Source organism: Nakamurella sp. UYEF19 (assembly GCF_040546275.1).
Lineage (GTDB): Bacteria > Actinomycetota > Actinomycetes > Mycobacteriales > Nakamurellaceae > Nakamurella.
Window position 1 is genome coordinate 211,013 of record NZ_JBEPNO010000002.1, and the last position, 19,396, is coordinate 230,408.

At 68.8% G+C, this 19,396-nt stretch carries 16 protein-coding genes; 15 read left to right on the forward strand and 1 reads right to left on the reverse strand.

The window, feature by feature from the left end:
* Nucleotides 1-3: 3 nt before the first annotated feature.
* Nucleotides 4-279 (reverse strand): hypothetical protein, encoded by a 276-nt coding sequence (locus ABIB25_RS04145; protein WP_354527154.1) that lies wholly within the window; start codon nt 277-279, stop codon nt 4-6.
* Between the two features lie 341 nt (nt 280-620).
* Here ABIB25_RS04145 and ABIB25_RS04150 point away from each other — a divergent pair, with 341 nt between their 5' ends.
* The 15 genes from ABIB25_RS04150 (at nt 621) to ABIB25_RS04220 (ending at nt 19,394) form a co-directional block, all read left to right on the forward strand.
* Nucleotides 621-1,550, forward strand: coding sequence for an ABC transporter ATP-binding protein (locus ABIB25_RS04150; RefSeq protein ID WP_354527546.1), 930 nt, complete (start codon nt 621-623; stop codon nt 1,548-1,550).
* Nucleotides 1,550-2,374 (forward strand): ABC transporter permease, encoded by an 825-nt coding sequence (locus ABIB25_RS04155; RefSeq protein ID WP_354527155.1) that lies wholly within the window; start codon nt 1,550-1,552, stop codon nt 2,372-2,374. The genes ABIB25_RS04150 and ABIB25_RS04155 overlap by 1 nt, the downstream gene beginning before the upstream one ends.
* A complete protein-coding gene (locus ABIB25_RS04160) occupies nt 2,371-3,201 on the forward strand; it encodes an ABC transporter permease (protein WP_354527156.1) in 831 nt (276 codons plus the stop codon). The genes ABIB25_RS04155 and ABIB25_RS04160 overlap by 4 nt, the downstream gene beginning before the upstream one ends.
* A gap of 329 nt (nt 3,202-3,530) precedes the next feature.
* The gene (locus ABIB25_RS04165; protein WP_354527157.1) at nt 3,531-7,124 is read left to right on the forward strand and encodes a translation initiation factor IF-2 N-terminal domain-containing protein; all 3,594 of its coding nucleotides are present in this window, start codon (nt 3,531-3,533) and stop codon (nt 7,122-7,124) included.
* 337 nt (nt 7,125-7,461) lie between these two features.
* Nucleotides 7,462-7,776, forward strand: a complete 315-nt coding sequence (gene rplU, locus ABIB25_RS04170) for a 50S ribosomal protein L21 (RefSeq protein ID WP_354527158.1) — start codon at nt 7,462-7,464, stop codon at nt 7,774-7,776.
* Between the two features lie 16 nt (nt 7,777-7,792).
* Complete coding sequence (gene rpmA, locus ABIB25_RS04175; RefSeq protein ID WP_354527159.1) at nt 7,793-8,083, forward strand: 50S ribosomal protein L27; 291 nt, start codon at nt 7,793-7,795, stop codon at nt 8,081-8,083.
* A 206-nt stretch (nt 8,084-8,289) separates the two neighbouring features.
* On the forward strand, nt 8,290-9,915 hold the full coding sequence (obgE, locus tag ABIB25_RS04180) for a GTPase ObgE (RefSeq protein ID WP_354527160.1): 1,626 nt from the start codon (nt 8,290-8,292) through the stop codon (nt 9,913-9,915).
* Nucleotides 9,912-11,111 (forward strand): glutamate 5-kinase, encoded by a 1,200-nt coding sequence (gene proB, locus ABIB25_RS04185; protein WP_354527161.1) that lies wholly within the window; start codon nt 9,912-9,914, stop codon nt 11,109-11,111. Before obgE ends, proB begins: the two co-directional genes overlap by 4 nt.
* Nucleotides 11,108-12,427, forward strand: coding sequence for a glutamate-5-semialdehyde dehydrogenase (locus ABIB25_RS04190; RefSeq protein ID WP_354527162.1), 1,320 nt, complete (start codon nt 11,108-11,110; stop codon nt 12,425-12,427). The genes proB and ABIB25_RS04190 overlap by 4 nt, the downstream gene beginning before the upstream one ends.
* A 74-nt stretch (nt 12,428-12,501) precedes the next feature.
* The gene (gene nadD / locus ABIB25_RS04195) at nt 12,502-13,134 is read left to right on the forward strand and encodes a nicotinate-nucleotide adenylyltransferase (protein ID WP_354527547.1); all 633 of its coding nucleotides are present in this window, start codon (nt 12,502-12,504) and stop codon (nt 13,132-13,134) included.
* 37 nt (nt 13,135-13,171) lie between these two features.
* Nucleotides 13,172-13,645 carry a ribosome silencing factor gene (gene rsfS / locus ABIB25_RS04200; protein ID WP_354527163.1) on the forward strand — a complete coding sequence of 158 codons (474 nt, stop codon included), beginning with the start codon at nt 13,172-13,174 and terminating at the stop codon, nt 13,643-13,645.
* A complete protein-coding gene (locus ABIB25_RS04205; protein ID WP_354527164.1) occupies nt 13,642-14,289 on the forward strand; it encodes a histidine phosphatase family protein in 648 nt (215 codons plus the stop codon). Before rsfS ends, ABIB25_RS04205 begins: the two co-directional genes overlap by 4 nt.
* A gap of 540 nt (nt 14,290-14,829) precedes the next feature.
* Nucleotides 14,830-15,330, forward strand: a complete 501-nt coding sequence (locus ABIB25_RS04210; protein WP_354527165.1) for a metallophosphoesterase family protein — start codon at nt 14,830-14,832, stop codon at nt 15,328-15,330.
* An 855-nt stretch (nt 15,331-16,185) separates the two neighbouring features.
* The gene (locus ABIB25_RS04215) at nt 16,186-16,914 is read left to right on the forward strand and encodes a ComEA family DNA-binding protein (RefSeq protein WP_354527166.1); all 729 of its coding nucleotides are present in this window, start codon (nt 16,186-16,188) and stop codon (nt 16,912-16,914) included.
* 65 nt (nt 16,915-16,979) lie between these two features.
* Nucleotides 16,980-19,394 carry a ComEC/Rec2 family competence protein gene (locus ABIB25_RS04220; protein WP_354527167.1) on the forward strand — a complete coding sequence of 805 codons (2,415 nt, stop codon included), beginning with the start codon at nt 16,980-16,982 and terminating at the stop codon, nt 19,392-19,394.
* The last annotated feature ends 2 nt before the right edge of the window (nt 19,395-19,396 follow it).

Below are 19,396 nucleotides of genomic sequence, written 5' to 3' on the forward strand. Positions count from 1 at the left end.
CGGTCAGTGACGCTGGTGCGTGGACCCGGTGCGCAGGAAGGCCCAGGACACGACACCGATCCCGAGGATCAGCATGGTGATCCCGATGATGACCGGCACGGTGATGTCGAGACCCGTCGTGGCCAGTGCCATCGGCTCGCGGGGCAGGCCGTTGGGGGTGACCGCCGGGCTGAGGTCGTCGATGGTGGCAGCGGTCGCGGCGGGGGTGACGAGGAGAAGCGCAAACAGCGTGAAGACCAGCAGGCCCGCTGCGGCGGAAATCCGTCGGATGCGGCTCATTGCTGGTCACCTCCTGCTGCTTTCGATGGCTGTTCGTGAACGGTGCTCGTCTGAAGACGCATGGCGGGGGCCAGGGGGTTGCGTCCATTCGGGTGATTCCTTCGCCTGATCCTACTGCCGATCGGACGTCACGACGGCTTCTTGACCGTGTCTTGACGGCGTGGTGTTGGTCCAGCTGCGCCATGAACCGACAGCACCGGCCATGGATAGGAAATGTCGAGAGTCGGTGGTCGGGGGTAGCCTCCGCAGTCGTGAAGAGCACGCCGTCGGGGGGACGCCCGGAACTGGACAGCCGGGAGCCGGGGGCCGAACCCGCTCAGGGGTCGCAGTCGACCGATTCGATGATCTCGGCCATCGGCCTGCGCAAGTCCTTCCCGGTGAAGTCAGGGCCCGACGTCGAGGCGGTCAGAGGGATCGACCTGCAGGTCCCCAGGGGGGAGGCCTTCGGATTCCTCGGGCCGAACGGCGCCGGCAAGTCCTCCACCATGCGGATGATTGCCTGCGTCTCGCCCCGCACCGGTGGTGACCTGCGAATCCTCGGTCTCGATCCGGCCAGGGACGGCGTGCGGATCCGGGCCAGGCTGGGAGTGGTGCCGCAGCAGGACAACCTCGACGAGGAGCTTTCGGTTCGCGAGAACCTGTTCATCTACGGCCGCTATTTCGGCATCCCCCGCCGGGCCTGCTGGGCCAAGGCGGACGAGTTGCTGGAATTCGCCCAGCTGCAGGAGAAGTCGAGGGCCAGGGTCGATGCGCTCTCCGGAGGGATGAAGCGACGACTGACCATCGCCAGGTCCCTGATGAACGATCCGGAGTTGCTGCTGCTCGACGAGCCGACGACCGGTTTGGACCCGCAGGCGCGTCACGTGCTGTGGGACCGACTGTTCCGGCTGAAGCAGCAGGGAGTGACGCTGATCCTGACCACCCACTACATGGACGAGGCCGAGCAGCTCTGCGACCGCCTGGTGGTGATGGACGACGGCCGGATCGCTGCGGAGGGATCACCCGCCGAGCTCATCGAGCGCTTCTCCACGCGAGAGGTGCTGGAGCTGCGGTTCACGCCGGGGGCGCAGGAGGCCGCCGAACCGCGGGTTGCAGACCTGGCCGAACGCATCGAGGTACTGCCGGACCGACTGCTGCTCTACACCCCGGACGGCGAGGCGACACTGAACACGGTGCTCGCCGCCGGTTTGCGACCGGTTTCCACCCTGGTGCGCCGGTCCACCCTGGAGGATGTCTTCCTCCGGCTGACCGGCCGCAGTCTGGTCGACTGATGGCACCGACCTTGCGGCCTCTTGTCACCGAGGCGTCGCCCTCGCGGACGTCGGGCACGGTGCTCGTCTGGCAGTACCTGATGTTGGTCTGGCGACGCTCCGCCCTCTCCACGGTGATTGCCGGCATCGTCACGCCGCTGCTGTACCTGCTCGCACTCGGCTTCGGGCTGGGGACGCTGGTCAACTCCGGTCCCGGGGCGGCTTCGCTCGGGGGCGTCAGCTACGTGAAGTACCTGGCACCGGCGCTGGTCACGGCTGCAGCACTGCAGGCGGGCGTCGGCGAGGCCGCGTACCCGGTCTACAGCCGTTTCAAGTGGTCGCGGGTGTTCTGGGGGATCTCGTCGACCCCGGTGTCGACCGCGCAGATCACCAACGGCCAGTTGCTGTTCCTGGCCACGCGACTGGCCATCGGTTCCGCCCTCTACTACGTCGTCGTACTGGTCTTCGGGGCGGCCGGCGGATGGGCCGGGCTGCTGGTGATCCCGATCGCCGTGCTGACCGGCGCGTCCTGTGCGGTGTGGGTGATGGCCCTGGCCGGGAGGATGCGGCGGGAGGGCACGGCGTTCAACGTGGTGTTCCGGTTCGTCGTCGTCCCGATGACCCTCTTCTCCGGGTCGTTCTTCCCGATCGAACGGATGCCGGGTGCGATCCGCTGGTTGGCATATATCTCGCCGCTGTGGCACGGCAACGAACTGGCCCGGGCTGCGATGCTCGGTACCGGCAGTGGGTTGGCCGTGCTCGGACATCTGGTGTTCCTGGTGGTGCTGGGCGGCGCCGGCCTGGTGACCGCACGCCATGCCTTCTCGACGAGGTTGATCGTGTGACAGGGGCAACGCTGCAACCGCAGGTCCGGACCACGCTGCTGCTGCGGATCGTGCCGTTGCACCTGTACGCGGGCCGTACCCACGTGATCCTGGAACGCTCGCTGCTGGCCTACCAACGGAGTTGGCTGGTGGTCCTCACCGGTTTCTTCGAGCCGGTCTTCTACCTGCTGGCCATGGGTCAGGGTCTCGGATCCCTGATCGGCCAGGTGTCGACGGTGGCCGGCCCAGTGGCCTACGCGGCCTACATCGCTCCCGGGCTGCTCGCCACCTCGGCGATGAATGGCGCGATCTTCGACTCCACCATCAACGTCTTCTTCAAGCTCAAGTACGCCAAGCTCTACGACGGCATGTTGGCAGCCTCGCTCGGGCCGGTCGATGTCGCGCTCGGGGAGATCGTCTGGTCGTTGATCCGCGGCGGCCTCTACTCCGTCGCGTTCGTGCTGGTCATGCTCGTCATGGGTCTGCTGGCCTCCTGGTGGGCGCTGCTGGCCGTGCCGGTCGCACTGATCGTGGCGTTCGGGTTCGCGGCGGTCGGCATGGCGATCACCACGTTCATGAAGACGTTCCAGCAGATGGACTGGATCACCACAGCGCTGCTGCCGATGTTCCTGTTCTCGACCACCTTCTACCCGCTCGGCGTCTATCCGAGGGCGGTCCAGATCCTGGTCGAGTGCCTGCCGCTCTACCACGGGATCGAGCTGATCCGGGGGCTGTGCCTCGGTCTGGTCTCGCCCGGTCTTTTCCTGCATCTCCTCTACTTCGCCGGCATGATCGGCGTCGGCGTGACCGTTGCGTCCCGACGTCTGGAGAGGTTGCTGCTGCGCTGACGGGCACGCGCCGGCCCACCCCATCGGCCGCGCCACAGGCCGTTGGTCGGAGGGTCGCGGCGTGCGTATGGGATAGTGGAGTCGGTTCGCCATCGGGAACAACCCGGTTCCGAACTCAGCCAGTGCGCCAGACGAGCACCTGTGACGAGAAGATTCCCGATGAGTGAGACATCGGCAGCTTTCGGTCGGGGGACCGGGGCGGACGGAACGGCTGGACCACCGCAGACTTCCCCGGAACGCTCGCGTTCCGGACACCATATTCATGAAGGCCCCTGTGCGGACGCGTTTCACAACGCGCCCGGGGGTCTTGAGAGAGGAACCAACTCATCGTGTCACCCACCAAGAACGCATCACCCACCGTCGTTTCCCTGGAGCAGGCGCTCGTCGACCTACCGGCAAAATTGCGGGTCCACGAGTTGGCCAAACGGGCCGGGCTCGCCTCCAAGGACCTGATCGCAGCGCTGGCCGCTGCCGGCGTCGTGGTCTCGTCGGCGGCTTCTTCCGTTGGCGCCGCCGACGCCACCGCGGTCCTCACCTCGCTGTTGTCGGCCGAGCCGGACGCCTCGCCGGAGCCGGACGCCGTCGCAGCGCCCGAGCCGGTTGATCTTCGAGACGCGGTCGAGCAGGCTGCGCCCGAGCAAGATCCCGGCTTCTTCGCGGCGCCGCTGTTCCTGCCTCCCACCGAAGCTCCCGCCCCGCGCCGCCGCCGCGCGACCCGGTCGGCCGCTCCGGCCGACCCGACACTTGCCGAGGCGGCCTCGCCCCCGGACGTCACGGCTCCTGTCTTCGAATCACCGGAGACACCGGAGGCTCTGGTCGATGCCGACGGAAGCGCGGACGACACCGCGCCCGATGCTGCCGGCCAGGAGACCGGTACCTCGCGTTCCGGCCGTCGCCGGCGCGGACGCTCCGGGTCGCGTGGACGTCAGAACGACGCCCAGAGCGACCAGGACGCCGATGCCGAGGCGGTCAGAGGTGATGCAGGCGCAGCAGTCGAAGCAGTCGCGAGCATCGGCTCGGCCGACCTGTCCTCCGACTCCCCGTCGGAAGCAGACGATTCCACCGAAGCCTCCGAGGTCGACGGCACCGACGAGGACGACCAGGCCGCCAGGCGTCGTCGTCGTCGTGGACGTCGCGGTCGCGGCCGGACCGGCGACGATCGTCAGGACGACGCCGCCGAGGACGAGCAGTCCGACAGCAGCACGGCCGAAGGCGAGAGCGAGGCCGACGGCACGAGCTCGGACAGTCCCGCGCGACAGGACGACGAGGAAGACTCCGTCGACGACGATGCAGGTGACGAGGGTGGCACCCGTCGTCGTCGTCGTCGCCGTCGCCGTACCGGGTCCGCAGAATCCGGTGGCGAGGAATCGGGCCGCGAGGACGATCCCGACAACACCGTCGTGCACGTCCGCGAACCGCGTTCCGCCGGTTCTTCCTCGGGCGGCGGCGACAAGCCGGCCGGCTCGAGCAGTTCCGAGGTGCAGGGCGTTCGCGGATCCACGCGGTTGGAGGCCAAGCGCCAGCGCCGCCGTGACTCCCGCGGTTCGCGCAGCCGCCCGCAGATCCTGACGGAGGCCGAGTTCCTGGCCCGCCGCGAGGCCGTCGACCGGGTGATGGCAGTACGCCAGCGCGGCGATCTCGCCCAGGTCGCGCTGCTCGAGGATGGTGTGCTCGTCGAGCACTTCGTCTCGCGGGCCGGCTCGGAATCGCTGATGGGCAACATCTACCTCGGCCGGGTGCAGAACGTGCTGCCCTCGATGGAGGCGGCGTTCGTCGACATCGGCAAGGGCCGCAACGCGGTGCTCTACGCCGGTGAGGTCAACTGGGACGCGGCCGGTCTGGCCGGCAAGGCCCGGCGCATCGAAACCGCGTTGTCCGGCGGCGACACCCTGCTGGTGCAGGTCTCCAAGGACCCGGTCGGCCAGAAGGGCGCGCGTCTCACCACCCAGATCTCGCTGCCCGGTCGCTTCCTGGTCTACGTGCCAGGTGGCGGCGCCACCGGCATCTCTCGCAAGCTGCCGGACACCGAGCGCAAGCGTCTCAAGTCGATCCTGGACCGGATCGTCCCCGAGGACGCCGGCGTCATCATCCGGACGGCGGCCGAAGGGGTGGCCGAGGAAGAGCTGGCGCGCGACGTCGAACGGCTGAAGACCCAGTGGGAGGAGATCTCCCGCCAGGCGGAGAAGAAGTCCAATGCGCCACTGATGCTCTCGGCCGAGCCCGACACGCTGATCAAGGTCGTCCGCGACCTGTTCAACTCCGACATCTCCCGGCTCGTCCTCGACGGCGAACGCGCTTACGAGCCGGTCGCCTCCTACATCGACGCAGTGGCCCCAGAGCTGTCCGAGCGGGTCTCCCGCTACGACGGCCCGAACGACGTCTTCACCGCCTACCGCATCGACGAGCAGATCGCGAAAGCGTTGGAGCGCAAGGTCTATCTGCCTTCCGGTGGTTCGCTGGTGATCGACCGCACCGAGGCCATGACGGTCGTCGACGTCAACACCGGCAAGTACACCGGATCCGGCGGCAACCTCGAGGAGACCGTCACCAAGAACAACCTGGAGGCGGCCGAGGAGGTCGTCCGTCAGCTGCGATTGCGTGACATCGGCGGCATCATCGTCGTCGACTTCATCGACATGGTGCTGGAGTCGAACCGGGAACTGGTGATGCGACGGCTGACCGAGTGCCTCGGCCGCGACCGCACCCGTCACCAGGTCGCCGAGGTCACCTCGCTCGGCCTCATCCAGATGACCAGGAAGAAGATGGGAACCGGCCTGGTCGAAGCGTTCTCGGAGCCGTGCCCGCACTGCCACGGTCGTGGCATCGTGCTGCACGACGTGCCGATGGAGGACCGCTCCGGTGGCCAGGACCAGGGCGAGAGCGACGCCGATCGCCGCGCCGGGCGTGGTCGTCGTGGCCGTGGTCGCCAGGACGCGGTGGCCGAGGCCGAGCCGATCGTGAAGATCGTGGCGGCCACGGTCCGGCCGCCGGACCCGCGTGGGCCCAAGCCGCCGACCCGTGGCAGCAACGAATCCCATGACGAGCACGCCGAGCCGATCGCTGCGTCCGAGTCTGCGCAGGCCGCGTCCGCTGCAGATGCATCCTCGGACGCCCAGTCCTCGGCGCCGGACTCCTCGTTCAACGCGCCGCTGTCCCGAGACGCGTCTGACGCGGTATCCGCAGTGCTGGCCGCTCTGGATGCACGCGCAGTGCGTCAGGCCGAGAGCTCGGTTGCCGCAGAGTCGTCGGCAGCCCCGGCTGCGTCACCGGCCGCCGAGGAGGCGTCCGCTCCGAGCGGGCGGCGTCGTGGTCGTCGGGCCGCCGGTCGTCCGGCCGGTGCGCCGAACGCGACCGGTGCGGTCGAGATCACGCCGGTCGAGGTAGCGGCCGATGCTGCGCTGACCGCCGAAGTCCTGGACATCCCGACGACGGAAGCAGACGTTCGCGAAGCCGCCATCCCTGAGGTGGTGGTCGCTGCCGCCGAGGTCCCCGACGTCGTCGAGGTCGTCCCGGTGGAGGTGGCTGCACTTGGAGTGACGGAGCCCGAAGTGACGGAGCTCGAAGTGACCGAGCTCGAAGTGACGCAGTCCGAGGCGGTGACGCCCGAGGCGACCCCCGACCAGCCGGCCCGCGCCGGACGGTCGCAGCCGCGGCGCCGGGGCAGTCGGGCTGCCGGCGCAGCGACCGCCGCGCCGGAGATCTCCACTCCGCAGGTTCCCGAGGTGTCAGCGCCGGAGGCGGGATCCACCGTGAGCGGCGGGCTCGCGAACGGTTCGGTCGAGATCAACGGAGCAGTAGCAGGACCCCCTGAGAGCGCAGCGACTGCTGCGCCGGAGGCGGAACCGGTCGTGGTGAAGGCTGCGCCCCGTCGTCGGCGGGCCGCGTCCCGTCCCGCCGGACCGGCCGGCGCGACCACCAGCTGAGCCTGGAATACGGGCGGTTCAGCGGCTGGTGATCGCTGGTTTGTCCTGGCAGCCCTGCCAAAGGTAGAGTAGGGAGTCTGCCCGCTGCACAGCAGCGGGTTTTGTACTGCCCTGCATCATCTTGGGACTGCGGCATCGCCGGCATCGGTGGGGGAAACCTCGAAGGTGCAGGTCACGCGCGGTCTCCGGAGCGCAGGGCCACTCCGCACCACGAGCAGACCTCGGGGCACGGGTCACCGAAGGTCGCCGCAACTCTTGGCGGCAGCCGGAGGCGCACCGACATGAGCATCAGCCACATGAACCAGCACTGACAACAGTTGAGGAAGGCGCGTCCACGATGTACGCGATCGTCAAGACCGGCGGCAAGCAGTACAAGGTCGCCGAGGGCGACGTCATCGAGATCGAGAAGCTCGAGGGCGAGCCCGGCGCTGCCGTCACCCTCCCGGCTGTTCTCCTCGTCGATGGCATCCAGATCACCACCACGGCCGCCGAACTGGCCGGAGTCACGGTGTCGGGCGAGGTTGTCGCCCACACCAAGGGCCCGAAGATCGTCATCCACAAGTTCAAGAACAAGACCGGTTACCACAAGCGCCAGGGGCACCGCCAGCCGCTGACCCAGGTGCGCGTGACCGGCATCACCGCTGGCGCTTGAGAGAGGCTGAACAGACATGGCACACAAAAAGGGAGCTTCCAGCTCTCGTAACGGTCGCGACTCCAACGCCCAGTACCTCGGCGTCAAGCGCTTCGGCGGCCAGGTCGTCAAGGCCGGCGAGATCCTGATCCGCCAGCGCGGCACCAAGTTCCACCCGGGCGATCTGGTCGGACGTGGCAAGGACGACACGCTGTTCGCCCTCGCGGCCGGCAGCGTCGAGTTCGGCAGCAAGCGCGGTCGCAAGACCGTCAACATCGTCCCGGCCGCGGTGGTCGAGACGGTTGCCGCCGAGGCAGTCGGCGCCTGACGGCTCTCACCGCTTCGGCGGTCGAGCGAGCACTTTGACAGAGGGGCGGATCCGGGCTTCCCGGGCCCGCCCCTCTTCGGCATTCAAGAGGCAACGGCGTCACGGCGGAATCTGGCGTGGCAGCCCACTGTTGAGCCGTGCGTCATCACGATTGTTCCTGCAACACCCGCATTTTTCCCTGCAACAACTGTCGGTAGGAGGTGCCCATGGCGCGATTCGTCGACCGGGCCGTCCTGCATCTGCAGGCCGGCGATGGCGGTCACGGCTGTTCGTCCGTCCATCGGGAGAAGTTCAAACCACTCGGTGGTCCTGACGGCGGCAACGGCGGCAACGGGGGCGACGTCACCCTGATCGTCGACCCGAACGTCCACACCCTGCTGGACTTCCACTTCCACCCGCACGCCAAGGCCGGCAACGGCAAGGGCGGCGCCGGTGATCACCGCGAGGGCGCCAACGGCACCGGCCTCGAGCTCAACGTGCCCGAGGGCACGGTCGTGCTCGACGGGCACGGCAACATGCTGGCCGACCTGATCGGCGCCGGCACCCGCTATGTCGCCGCCAAGGGTGGGCGCGGTGGTCTCGGCAACGCGGCGCTGGCTTCCCGGGCCCGCAAGGCCCCCGGATTCGCGCTGCTCGGCGAGCCGGGCGATGTCGCCGACATCACGCTCGAACTGAAGTCGATGGCCGATGTCGGCCTGGTGGGCTTCCCCTCTGCGGGCAAGTCGTCGCTGGTGTCCGTGCTGTCGGCGGCGAAGCCGAAGATCGCCGACTACCCCTTCACCACCCTCGAGCCCAACCTCGGCGTCGTCACCGCGGGCGGCGAGATCTACACGATCGCCGACGTCCCCGGCCTGATCCCGGGTGCGAGCCAGGGCAAGGGACTCGGACTGGAGTTCCTCCGCCACATCGAGCGATGCTCGGTCCTCGTGCACGTCGTCGACTGCGCGACGTTCGAGTCCGGCCGCGATCCCGTCTCGGACATCGAGGCCCTCGAGGCCGAGTTGGCCCAGTACACGCCGTCGCTGTCCGACGATCTCGCCGAGCGTCCCCGGCTGGTCGTCCTCAACAAGATCGACGTCCCGGAGGCACGCGAGCTGGCCGAGTTCGTCCAGGCCGATCTGGAGGAGGCCGGCTACCGGGTCTTCCAGATCTCCACCGCGAGCCACGAGGGCCTGAACGCCCTGAAGTACGCGATGGCCGAGGTGGTCGCCGCCGACCGCACGGCCCGCCCGGTCAAGGTCGCACCGCGCCTGATCGTCCGTCCCGCGGCATTCGACGAGGAGCAGTTCAAGGTCGTCGTCGATCCCGAGGTCGACGGCGGGTTCATCGTCACCGGCAGTCGTCCGGAGCGTTGGATCCTGCAGACCGACTTCAACAACGACGAGGCGGTCGGGTATCTGGCCGACCGGCTGGCCAGGTTGGGTGTCGAGGACAAGCTCTCCAAGCTCGGCGCGAAGGCCGGTGCTCCGGTGCAGATCGGGCCGATCAGCTTCGACTGGGAGCCGACCACGCTGGCCGGCGTCAATCTCGAGCCGATCGAGCGCGGTTTCGACCCGCGCCTGGAGCAGATCGATCGTGTCGGCGCCGCGGACCGCAAGGCTCTGCACCGGCTGCGACGTGGCCTGGAGGTGGAGAACCCCGAGTTGGTCGACACCGACATCGAGGTGCTCCGCGCCCGGCTGGCGCCGCGTGAAGGCGATCAGGCGGCCTGGGACGACGAGGGCTGGGCCGATCCCAAGTGGGATTTGCACGAAGCGACGGAATCGACGCGGAACGAGACCGAGCCTGCGGCCGAGGGGGAGCAACCCCGGGAGCAAGAGCAACGGCGATGACGGTGCCGGCCGTGTCAGCGGCCGGGGTCGACCCGATTGCTGGCCACAGTGGCACCAGAGCAGCCATCGGCGCAGCGAAAACCATCGTCGTGAAGGTCGGTTCCTCGTCATTGACGACCTCGGCCGGCGGTCTGGATCCGGCTCGTCTGGACGCGTTGGTCGACGCCGTTGCGCTCCGGGCCGCGACCGGTACCTCGGTGGTCCTGGTGTCCTCGGGCGCGATCGCTGCCGGCCTGGCGCCGCTGGGTCTCAAGCGCCGGCCCCGCGACCTGCCCACCCAGCAGGCTGCCGCCTCGGTGGGCCAGCAACTCCTCGCCCAGCGCTATGCCGGATCATTCGCGCGTCACGGGCTCAAGGTCGGGCAGGTGCTGCTCACCACGGATGACGTCGTGCGTCGGGCCCACTATCGCAACGCGCAGCGCACCTTCGCCAAGCTGCTGTCGTTCGGGGTGGTGCCGGTGGTCAACGAGAACGACACGGTGGCGACCGCCGAGATCCGCTTCGGCGACAACGATCGGCTGGCGGCCCTGGTGGCCCACCTCGTCGCGGCCGACGCGCTGGTCCTGCTCTCCGACGTCGATGCCCTCTACACCGGTGATCCGCGGCTGCCCGCATCGCGACGCATCGATCACGTCGACGGCCCGGCGGATCTCGTCGACATCGAGATCGCAGCGCCCTCCAGCGATGTCGGTACCGGAGGCATGGCGTCCAAGTTGTCGGCCGCCGCGATGGCCACCGGAGCCGGTATCCCGGTGCTCCTCGCCTCTGCCGCCCAGGCCGCGTCCGCATTGATCGGCAACCCTCACTCGCCGGACGAGATCCCGCTGGTGGGTACAGCTTTCGCCCCGGCCACCCGGCGGACCGGTGCGCGGCTGTTCTGGCTGCGCCACGCCGCGACCAGTGCCGGCTCGCTGACCCTGGACTCCGGCGCCGTCGCTGCCGTCATCGACCGGCGGAAGTCATTGCTGCCGGCCGGGATCATCGGTGCGGTCGGTGATTTCGAGTCGGGCGACGTGGTGGACCTGCTCGGTCCCGACGGCGTCCGGGTGGCCAGAGGGTTCGTCGGGCACGATGCCGCCGCCCTCCCTGGCATCATCGGGAAAACGCTCGCCGATCTGCCCCCGGATCTGCGTCACGAGGTCGTCCACGCCGACGATCTGATCGCCACCACCGATGCCGCTGGAGGACTGACATGACGAAGACCGATCCGTCGCCACGCGCCGTGGATGCGACGTCAGGGCCGGCCAGCCGCGAGCAGGTGCTGGACGCCGCCCGCCGGTCGAAGGTCGCCTCCACCGCCGTCGGGCTGTTGTCCGCCCCGGTCAAGGACGCCGCCCTGTTGTCGATGGCGGAAGCCCTGCGCGTCAGAGCTTCTGAGGTGCTGGCGGCCAACGATCGTGACGTCGAGTTGGCCGTGCTGGCCGGCACCCCGGAGTCGTTGGTCGACCGCCTGCGGCTCACCGGCGGTCGGATCGAGTCGATGGCGGCCGGGCTGGAAGCTCTCGTCGGACTGCCCGATCCCATCGGCACCGTCGTCCGCGGCAGCGTGCTGGCGAACGGTGTGCAGCTGTCCCAGGTGCGGGTTCCGCTGGGCGTGGTTGCGATCATCTACGAGGCCAGGCCGAATGTCACCGTCGATGCCGCCGGCATCGCCCTCAAGTCGGGCAACGCCGCTCTGTTGCGGGGGAGCGCGTCGGCGCACTTCTCCAACACGGTGCTGGCCGAGATCCTGTCCGAAGCGGCTGCTGCCCAGGGCGTTCCGCGGGACGCGATCCAGCTGGTGCCGGGGACGGACCGGGCGTCGGTGCGTCATCTGATGACGGCCCGTGGACTGGTCGACGTCATCATCCCGCGGGGCGGTGCCGGCCTGATCAAGGCCGTCGTCGAGTCGTCGACGGTCCCGGTGATCGAGACCGGAGTCGGCAACTGCCACGTCTACGTCGACGCCGGCGCGGATCTGCAGATGGCGATCGACATCCTGATCAACTCGAAGGTGCGCCGTCCGTCCGTGTGCAACGCGGCCGAGAACCTGCTGGTGCACGCCGATATCGCAACGGTCTTCGTGCCGCTGGCGCTGCGCGCACTGGCCGACCACGGAGTGACGGTGCATGCCGATAGCCACATCTACGAGATCGCCGGTGGCGCATCACATGTGGTCCCGGCCGTCCCGGAGGACTTCGACACCGAGTACCTGACGCTCGACATTGCCGCCGCGGTCGTCGACGACCTCGATGCTGCGATCGACCACATCAACATCCACGGCACCGGGCACACCGAGGCGATCGTGACCTCGAACATTGCGCATGCCGGGCTGTTCAGCGCCCGGGTCGACGCAGCGGCCGTCATGGTCAACGCCTCGACCGCGTTCACCGACGGCGGCGAGTTCGGGTTCGGTGCCGAGATCGGCATCTCGACGCAGAAACTGCACGCCCGAGGTCCGATGGGTCTGGCCGAACTGACCAGCACCAAGTACATCCTCGTCGGGACCGGCCAGACGAGGTCGGCCTCGTGACCGGCCCCGGGCCGGACCGTCCGACCGGCGTGCTGGCGGGTACGGACCCGTCGCGTCCGCGCCGGATCGGCGTCATGGGTGGCACTTTCGACCCCATCCACCACGGTCACCTGGTGGCCGCCTCCGAGGTAGCCGACCGGTTCGAACTGGACGAGGTGCTGTTCGTACCGACCGGGCAGCCGTGGCAGAAGAGCGAGGTGAGCCCCGCCGAGCACCGCTACCTGATGGCCGTGATCGCGACCGCCGCGAACCCGCGATTCTCCGTCTCGAGGGTCGACATCGACCGCGCCGGGCCGACCTACACCAGGGACACCCTGACCGACCTGCGCCGCCGGGAGCCGGACGCCGAGTGGTTCTTCATCACCGGCGCCGACGCGTTGTCGGCGATCATGGGCTGGAAGGACGTCGAGAAGCTCTTCGAGCTGGCGCACTTCATCGGGGTGACCCGGCCCGGGTACGTGGTGGGAGATCTGCCGCTGCCGACCGGCGCCGTCACCATGGTCGAGGTGCCCGCGCTGGCGATCTCCTCGACCGACTGCCGCCGTCGGGTCGCCGCCGGCGCACCTGTCTGGTACCTGGTTCCGGACGGCGTCGTGCAGTACATCGGGAAGTACGGGCTCTACGCCGGGTCGGTCCTGCCGTCCACGGCGCCGGTAGGCCCGCCGAACGAGAGGCTTTGCAGTCGGCCGAACTGGCCACCGCAGTGAACGGCGCACCACGTGCCGGAACAATCGAGGGAGTGCAGTGACCGCAACAGATTCAGCCATCGCGATGGCCAAGGTGGCCGCCCAGGCTGCCGCAGACAAGCTGGCGAAGGACGTGCTGCTGGTCGACGTGTCCGATCGGCTCGCCATCACCGACATCTTCGTGATCGTCACCGGCGCCAACGAGCGTCAGGTGTCGGCCATCGTCGACGAGGTCGAGGACAAGATGCGCGAGGCCGGTGTGAAGCCGGTCCGTCGTGAGGGCGAGCGGGACGGGCGCTGGGTCCTGCTGGACTTCCTCGACGTCGTCGTCCACGTGCAGCACTCCGAGGAGCGGGTCTTCTACGCGCTCGACCGGCTGTGGAAGGACTGCCCGACGATTCCGTGGGTCGACGCGGACGCGCCGGCCGACGGTGATGGCGCGGCCGTTCCGGTGAGCGTCGCGGCCGTCGACACCGGTGACGACCCGGACGACTTCGACGACGACGAACGCGAAGGGCACATGCCCGCGTGACTCTCCGCCATCTGATCCTGATGCGGCACGGCGAGACGGACTGGAACGCCCAGGCGCGGCTGCAGGGACACCGGGACATCCCGCTCAACGAGGTGGGGCAGCGGCAGGCGCTGGCCGCAGCACCGTCGGTGGCCGCGCTGTCCCCGGAACTCGTCATCTCCTCGGACCTCTCGCGGGCGAGGTCGACCGCCGCTCCGGTGGGCGGTCTGCTCGGTCTCACCGTCGGCATCGACGTCCGCCTGCGGGAGACCTCGATGGGCCGCTGGGAAGGATTGACCAGGGAAGACGTGACGGCGGGCTGGCCGGGGGAGTGGGAGCGCTGGCGCACCACATCCGCCCACAGCTCGCCGCCCGAGGGTGAGTCGCGGTGGCAGGTCGCCCAGCGGGCGGCCGAGGTGGTCGCGGAGGTCGATGCGTCCGACGCCGAACGGGCACTGCTGGTGGCACACGGCGGCCTCATCGTCGGCCTGACCGGTCTGCTGCTGGACCTACCCGAGGATGCCTGGGCCACCTTGATCGGGATCGGGAACTGCCACTGGGTGGTCCTGCACCGGTTCATGGGTTCCTGGCGCCTGCACTCCTACAACGCCGGCCTCGGCGGAGTGATCCTGCCCGGCGGCGACGAGGAACTGGCCGGCGCTTGACGTCCAGCTCGACCGTGAGAGCTCGGACTGAGCCGACCATCCGTCGTTCTCGTCGAGCGGCAGCGGCCATTCGTGGTAAGGCAACAGGTCTCGAAGAGTCGCACTCGTTGCGCGTCCCAGCACTACTTCGGTGTCGATGTTGGAATCGTCGATCTGCCTCAGGAACTCCCGGCATCGTCCGCAGGGTGGGAGCACCGACAGTCGACCGTCGGTGTCATCTCGCCACACTGCGACGATCTGCTTGATGCGGTACTGCGTCGCGGTGACCATCGCACCGATCGCTGATGCCTCGGCACAGAATCCGGTGCCGGAGCCGGTGTCGATGCAGACGCCGTAGAACCAGTCCCCGCTGACAGTGATGAGAGCGGCGGCGACATCGCCGAACAGCCTGTCGCCGTGACGATGCGGACTGAGGTGGTTCGCCGCGGCCGAGATGATTGCGTCGTTGTGCACACTCGTCATGGTAGGCAGTCACGCCGCTCGATCCGGGCGGGGCCGTCGGTGCAGGTTGGTCGCTGTCTCACACCGCATGATGGTGCGATGCGCGTCGCCGTCCTGTCAGACACCCACGCTCCCCGCTTCTGGAAAACGTGCCCGCCGGGGGTGGCCCAGCACCTGGAGACCGCTGAGCTGATCCTGCACGCCGGGGACGTCTGCACACCCGATGTGCTGCAACAGCTTGCGCAGTTCGCGCCCGTGCGGGTGGTGCTCGGGAACAACGACGGCCCTGGCATCGCATCCTGCGGGGCGCTCGAGACCGTCGAGTTCGTCATCGAAGGTCTGCCCGTCGCGATGATCCACGACAGCGGACAGAAGGCAGGTCGGCTCCAGCGGATGCGCAGACGGTTCCCGGCCGCTGATCTGGTGATCTTCGGGCACTCCCACATTCCGTTGGAGGAGACCTGCGCCGGCTTCCGCATCCTGAATCCGGGCTCACCCACCGACAGGCGACGGCAGCCGACCGGCACCATGGCGCTGTTGGACGTCCAGGGCGCAACGCTGGTCAGGTCGCAGATCGTCGAGGTCCCGGCGGGGAGGTAGCGGACCCGCCGCCTGAGTCTCATGACACATCAGCGATTTCGATCGTCTGCTGGCAGGGGGCGGGTGACAAGCGGTGGCGGACCAGGCCTGGCGGAACCAGTCGGGGGTGATCCCGCCAGGCCTGTGATCCTCAAGAGCACGCAGAGCGACTCCTGATACGTGGGTGACGCTTCGGGGTGCGGCCAGGTTGCACCGGCCGTCGAAAAGGATCGTGGCGGCCCTGGTCCGGGCTCACATCGGCCGCGATGTGGACAACCCGTGGGCGCCCATCCCCATGCTCCGGGTTGTCCACATTCGTCGTACGGCGGATGACGTGTCGTGTTCGGCGTCCGTAGCGTCCGGGCCGTGCGAATCCGTCCCGACTCCCGCCATCGGCTCAGCGAGCTCGCCGCCGGACGGCTGTCTGAAGAGGCGTCTGCGAGCGCCGTCGATCGGCCGGTCGCACCTGGCCTTCCGGGCCCGACGGAGGGGATCCCCGCAGTCCGGCGACCCGTCGATAGCGATGGGACACCGCATGTTCCCGCCGAGCCGCACCGGAGGCCTGCGACCGCTCGGCATCAACGGCTGGACCGTCCCTCCGACAATCCAGTGCCGGGCGGGTGGATTCCCGATGACGGCAGCGAGTTCGGTTCCACGATCTCCGTCCCTGCTCTGCCCGCCTCCGCAGCGACCGGTTCAGCGGAAACGAATCGGGACGACGACCCGGAACAGATTGCCGACGTGGATGAGGGCAGCCCAGGCAGCGAGTTCGATCAAGTCCCTGGTCATCGGGCCCGGCGGTCGCGATACTCACCCCACCAGCCCTGGGGACGGCTGGCCCGGAGGTGGGTTCCGGAGCCGCTCCGGGACAGCCGCGTGGATCCGGGCAAGCGTGGCGCACTCCTGCTGACGGTGGTCGCGGCCATTGCCGCCCTGGTCGCTGCGGTCGGGGTCTGGCGTGACCAACCGGTCCCACGGCCGGTGCAGTCGGTGGCGCTGTCAACGGTGTCGGATCCGTCGCCGACCGGTGCAGCCACTCGGGCTGGACAGATCTCAGGGTCCTTCTCGACCGCCAAAGGAACTTCCGTTCGAGCGGGCGGCGTCCTGCCTACCTCGCCGGCGACATCCGTCGGAATCATCGTCGTGTCGGTGACTGGCGCGGTCCATCGTCCTGGCCTCGTCCGGCTGGTGGCCGGGGCGCGGGTGGCGGATGCGATCGACAAGGCCGGTGGCGCCACCGCCGCCGCGAACCTGACCGGACTGAACCTTGCCGAGAAGTTGACGGATGGGGCGTCGGTGGTCGTCGCCGAGGTGGGTGTTGCCGGGTCCGACGGCGACGGGTCCACCGTGTCCGGTGGCGGCGGCCAGGGAGTATCGGGTGGGAGCAGCCCGACCACCACCGGTGGCCCGACCGCCAAGGTCGATCTGAACACCACCGACGTGGCGGGCCTCGATGCGCTGCCCGGCGTCGGCCCGGTGACGGCAGCAGGGATCATTGCGTGGCGCGACAAGAACGGCCGATTCACGTCGGTCGAACAGCTGCAGGAGATCCCCGGGATCGGTCCGGCAAAGTTTGCTGCCCTCTCGCCATTGGTGACGGTGTGAAAGAGAACAATGCGCTCAGCGACAGCACCGCTGAATGCCAGGGGAGCGCGACCCGGTGAGGGCCGGTGGGTAGACGCTGGGTCGAGGAGGACACACCGCCTCCGCTTGACCTCCGGCTGGTTCCGACGGCGTTGGCGGTGTGGGCCGGCGCCTTGGTCGGCCTCTCGGGCGTCAGCTGGATCGGGCCGGCGGTGATCGCGGGCGCAGCTGCTTTCGGCGGGTCCGTGGCGGTCGCACTGCATCGCCGCGGCGTCGTCTGGTGGTCCGGCTGGCTCGCCGTCTGTGCCGGATTTGTTGCTGCGCTGACGATCTCGGCCCTGGACTGGCACTTCGCCGAGCACAACCCGTTGACCATCGCGTCCGCCAAGGGATCATGGGCGGTCGTCGAGATCACCATCGGTGTTGCACCGCAGCAGATCGCGAGCAGATTCCCAGCTGCTGACGCTGCTCCGAACCCTGACGGAAGTCCGCCGGGCCAGTGGTTGGTGTCCGGCCACGCCGACCTGGCCAGCATCGCCGACACCGAATTCGAGCCGGCGATGGACATCTCGTTGATGGCTACCGGAGATCGATGGGCACACCTGGTCCCGGGTGAGCGGATCCGTGCCGCCGGCCTCCTGACTCCCGACGACTACTCGATCCTCCCGGGTGTCACGCTCAAGGCGCGTAGTGGTCCGGAGATGCTGGCGCGCGCCCCTTGGTGGCACCGGGCCGGTGCCACGGTCCGGGAACGTCTGGTGCGCAGCGCTTCCGGTCTCAGCCCTGATGCCAAGGGCCTGCTGCCGGGGCTGGTCGTGGGGAACACCGATGGCATTCCACCGGACCTGGCCGCCGACGCGAAGGTCACCGGCCTGACGCACCTGCTGGCTGTGTCGGGGTCGCACTTCGCCCTCCTGTGTGGACTGGCCGTCCTGCTGCTGCGCGGAGCCGGCCCGCGGATTGCGGCCGCCGGTGGCGCCGTCGTGGTGATCGGATTGATCGTACTGGTCGGACCGGGGCCGTCGGTGCTCCGAGCCGCGGTGATGGGATCGATTGCGCTCCTGGCGATGTCGGTCGGCCGCAATCGAACGGCGCTTCCGGCGCTCGCGGCCGCCGCCATCTTGCTCCTCCTCTACGACCCGACCCTGGCCCGGTCCGTGGGCTTCGCGTTGTCCGTCCAGGCAACCGCCGGCCTGATCCTGCTGGCGCCGGTCTGGTCCAAAGCCCTGCAGCGTCGCGGGTGGCCGGCCGGCTTTGCGGATCTGCTGGCCGTTCCGGTGGCGGCGCATGTCGCCACCATGCCGGTCATCGCCGCTCTCAGCGGTGCCGTCTCGTTGGCCTCCATCCCAGCCAACCTGCTGGCGGCACCCGTCGTTCCACCGGCTCTGGTGATCGGCATGGCGGCTGCGCTTCTCGGTCCGTGGTGGCCGGGAGCAGCACGGTCACTCGCCGGGATCGACCAGCCGCTGCTGGAATGGATCGCCTTCGTGGCCCACCGTCTGGCGAGTTGGCAGTCCGCCTCTCTGCCCTGGCCGGCCAGCGTGCCCGGCGTGCTGGCCCTGGCCGGACTGCTGATGGTCGGGATGCTGATCCTGCGGCATCGGAAGGTGCGTGCCTTGCTGTTGGCGGTAGTGGTCGGAGCTGCCATGATTCTTGTTCCCGCACAGGTCATCTCCGTTGGATGGCCACCGCCGGACTGGGTGCTGACGGCCTGCGAGGTCGGCCAGGGAGACGGGATGGTGCTCTCGACCGGCGAACCGGGGACCGGGGTGGTGGTGGACGCGGGGCCCGATCCTGACCTGATCGATGCCTGCCTGACCCGGCTGGGCATCAGCACGGTTCCGTTGATCGTTCTCACCCACCTGCATGCCGATCATGTCGACGGACTCGCCGGCGTGCTGGCCGGACGCAGCGTCGGTGCGATCGGCGTCGGACCTGATCGCGACGCCCCACCCGCCTGGCGAAAGATCAACCAGCTGGCCGCAGCGCAGGGCGTTCCGGTGGTGGGCCTACCGAAGGGAACGACCTGGGGGAGTGGGGCACTCCGCTTCGAGGTGCTCGGCCCGGAGGGCGCCTTCCGTGGAACGGACTCGGACGAGAACAACGACTCGGTGGTGCTGATGGCGCAGATCGCGGGCATCAGGATCCTGATGACCGGTGACATCGAGAACGAGGCCCAGCAGCAGTTGCTGGACGATCGGGTGGATCTCCGGGCGGACGTGATGGAGCAGCCACACCACGGTTCGGCGAAGGTGCTGCCCGCCTTCGTGGCCGCCGTCCACCCCACCGTGTCCGCCATCGGGGTGGGCCTCGGGAACGACTACGGGCAGCCGAGTCCCAAAGCTCTGGCCCAGCTCACCGCGATCGGGACGACGATCCTGCGGACCGATCTGCAGGGTGACGCAGTGGTCTGCGTCAAGGACGGCCGCATCTCGACCGTCACCCGCGGTGCGTTCCTGACCGAAGGGTCCGGGAAGGGCGGGAGCGGTGATGGTGCGTAACC

What these genes read in the sequence shown, in the direction of transcription:
- ABIB25_RS04145 (WP_354527154.1), bottom strand. Translation starts at nt 279, where the DNA reads ATGAGCCGCATCCGACGGATTTCCGCCGCAGCGGGCCTGCTGGTCTTC.
- ABIB25_RS04150 (WP_354527546.1), top strand. Translation starts at nt 621, where the DNA reads ATGATCTCGGCCATCGGCCTGCGCAAGTCCTTCCCGGTGAAGTCAGGG.
- ABIB25_RS04155 (WP_354527155.1), top strand. Translation starts at nt 1,550, where the DNA reads ATGGCACCGACCTTGCGGCCTCTTGTCACCGAGGCGTCGCCCTCGCGG.
- rplU (WP_354527158.1), top strand. Translation starts at nt 7,462, where the DNA reads ATGTACGCGATCGTCAAGACCGGCGGCAAGCAGTACAAGGTCGCCGAG.
- rpmA (WP_354527159.1), top strand. Translation starts at nt 7,793, where the DNA reads ATGGCACACAAAAAGGGAGCTTCCAGCTCTCGTAACGGTCGCGACTCC.
- obgE (WP_354527160.1), top strand. Translation starts at nt 8,290, where the DNA reads ATGGCGCGATTCGTCGACCGGGCCGTCCTGCATCTGCAGGCCGGCGAT.
- proB (WP_354527161.1), top strand. Translation starts at nt 9,912, where the DNA reads ATGACGGTGCCGGCCGTGTCAGCGGCCGGGGTCGACCCGATTGCTGGC.
- ABIB25_RS04190 (WP_354527162.1), top strand. Translation starts at nt 11,108, where the DNA reads ATGACGAAGACCGATCCGTCGCCACGCGCCGTGGATGCGACGTCAGGG.
- nadD (WP_354527547.1), top strand. Translation starts at nt 12,502, where the DNA reads ATGGGTGGCACTTTCGACCCCATCCACCACGGTCACCTGGTGGCCGCC.
- ABIB25_RS04210 (WP_354527165.1), top strand. Translation starts at nt 14,830, where the DNA reads ATGCGCGTCGCCGTCCTGTCAGACACCCACGCTCCCCGCTTCTGGAAA.